The 2278-nt window shown below is 61.2% G+C and carries 2 protein-coding genes and 1 pseudogene; 2 read left to right on the forward strand and 1 reads right to left on the reverse strand.

Annotated features, from left to right (window positions below; genetic code table 11):
* Window positions 1-172, reverse strand: a pseudogene (locus I8N66_RS37135) (VOC family protein); the annotation flags it as partial.
* 280 nt (window positions 173-452) lie between these two features.
* On the opposite strand from I8N66_RS37135, the gene I8N66_RS37140 reads away from it, so the two are divergent.
* Together I8N66_RS37140 and I8N66_RS37145 are read left to right on the forward strand one after the other, a co-directional pair.
* Window positions 453-1526 carry a LacI family DNA-binding transcriptional regulator gene (locus tag I8N66_RS37140; protein WP_291165535.1) on the forward strand — a complete coding sequence of 358 codons (1074 nt, stop codon included), beginning with the start codon at window positions 453-455 and terminating at the stop codon, window positions 1524-1526.
* Between the two features lie 19 nt (window positions 1527-1545).
* Window positions 1546-2278 (forward strand): transporter substrate-binding domain-containing protein (locus I8N66_RS37145; protein ID WP_291165537.1); only part of this gene is annotated, 733 nt, incomplete at its 3' end.

Raw genomic sequence — 2278 nt, forward strand, 5'->3', positions numbered from 1 at the left:
TGATCGCCAGCTTGTCTCCGCCTCCTGGAGCGCCATAGCCGACGGCCTGGTCGGGCTCGCCTGGCCGAATGTCGTCCCAGACCCGCACATAGCCAAGCGGAGCCAATGCGGTATCGTAGAACCGGGCCGCGCGCTCGATGTCGGCGACGCCGAAGGAAATGTGATGAAGCATGGCGGTCAGATCCGGTTGCGCGATAGGCGGCAACAGATATCGGATTGCGAAGGTCTGCAAGTTCTTCTGAAACGGAAGGCTCTTCAAATGGAAGCCAGGATCGCCGCCTGACTTTGCTCGACACGGCCGCGGTTTCTGTTCTCCTGAAGCGCATTGAGAGCGAAACAACCCCGCGTTCACGTTCTCTCCTTTAAAATAAAAACGTTTTTATTTTTCTTGAAAACGTTTTTATTGGCTGTTACCTCTATGCTCAAGGAGATGCTGACGCCTGGGAGGGTGCATGGCGACAGAGATGCACAGGGCGCGGCGCACACCGACGCCGACGATCAAGACCTTGGCCGAGATGACGGGCTATTCCATCGCCACGATCTCGAAGGCGTTGCGCGAGTCCCCCGTGGTCGCACCGGCGACAAGAGACATCATCTACAAGGCGGCGCGGGAGGTCGGCTACCAGGCAAACGCCCGTGGCATGGCGCTGCGCACCGGCAAGAGTTTTCAAGCCGCCGTGCTGATGCCGGTGACTGCGGCGCGCGATTATGAATGGGACGGCGTCGAATACACCCAGACCTTGAGCGGCATCAGCCAGGCGCTCGAAGGCACGGACTATCGCATGTCGGTGCATGTCATCCGCGACGCCGCCGACGGCGCCGAAGCGGCGCGCCGCATCGTCGACCAGGGGCTTGCCGACGGGCTGATCTTCTCCGGCATTCTCGCCGAAGATCCACGCATCGATCTGCTTGTTGCCGAGCATTTCCCTTTCGTCTCTATGGGCCGCTGCCGCAAGGATCTCGACTATGCCCATGTCGACATCGACAACGAATGGGCCGCGCATGCGGCAACCGCGCGGCTGATCGCCGGCGGCCACCGTCGGATTGCGCTCGTCAATCCGGAGCGGCGGCTGTCCTATGCGCTCGACAGGATCGACGGTTTCGTTCGGGCGTTTCGCGAGGCGAGTCTCGACGCGCCGATGGAACTGATCGCCGAGGGCGATCTCTCGACCCATTTCGGCCGGCAAGCAGTCATTGACTTCCTGCAGGTTGAGGATGCTCCGACCGCCTTTGTCTGCATCAACGAATCCACCACGCTCGGCGTGCTCTCGGGGCTCGGCAGTCTTGGGCGCCAGATCGGCGTCGATGTCGACGTCATCGCCTATGACGACATCAATGTCAGTGCCTATTTCACGCCGCCGATTACCACCTTCTATCAGCCGATCGAGGTGCTCGGCCGCACGCTCGGGCAGTTTCTGTTGCGCCGGATGGAGGGGGACGACCCCGTGGCGCTGCGGCAGGTGTTCAGGCCGACGCTGATCGCACGGCAGCCCGACAATCTCGGCGGCCGCCTGATCCAAAGTTAATTATCCAAGGAGGAGAACCATGAAGAAACTGATGATTGCCCTGGCCATTGCGGCCCTTGCTTCGAGCGTGTCCCATGCCGCCGATCTCGGCGGCAAGCTGCTGAAAGTCGGATCCGACACCACCTCGCCGCCGATGGAGAGCATCGATCCGGCCACTGGACAGGTCGTCGGCTTCGACGTTGATGTGGTCAACGCCGTCTGCGCCAAGATCAACTGCCAGGCAGAGTTCATCACGACCGGCTGGGATGGCATCTTCGCAGCCCTCGACCAGGGTAGCTTCGATCTCGTCGCATCGGGCGTCTCGATCACCGAGGAACGCAAGAAGGCGATGGATTTTTCCGATCCCTACATCGTCAACAGCCAGGCCGTGCTGATGCGGGCTGACGATCAGGGCATCACGCTTACAGCCTTCAAGGAGGCCGGCAGAAAGCTCTCCGCCCAGGCGAACACGACCGATGCCCAGGTTGCCGAGAGTGTCGTCGGCAAGGAAAACGTCGCCGCTTACGATACATTCAGCGCCGCCATCATCGCGCTCAAGAACAAGGACGTCGACGGCGTCGTCATTAACGGCGCCAATGCGGCTGCCTACGAGCGCGAGTTTGCGGGCGAGCTCGTCGTTGCCATCAAGGACCTGGAATCCGATCCGCTCGGCCTCGTCTTCCGCAAGGGCGACGAAAACGTCGCAGCCTTCAACGAGGGCCTGAAGATGATCAAGGACGACGGCACGCTCGACCAGCTCGTCAACACGTACT

It is taken from the genome of Ensifer sp. SSB1, assembly GCF_016652895.1.
In the GTDB taxonomy this organism is placed as follows: Bacteria; Pseudomonadota; Alphaproteobacteria; order Rhizobiales; family Rhizobiaceae; genus Ensifer.

Excerpts from the sequence above, each read along its gene's own strand:
- I8N66_RS37140 (WP_291165535.1), top strand. The coding sequence starts at position 453 with ATGGCGACAGAGATGCACAGGGCGCGGCGCACACCGACGCCGACGATC.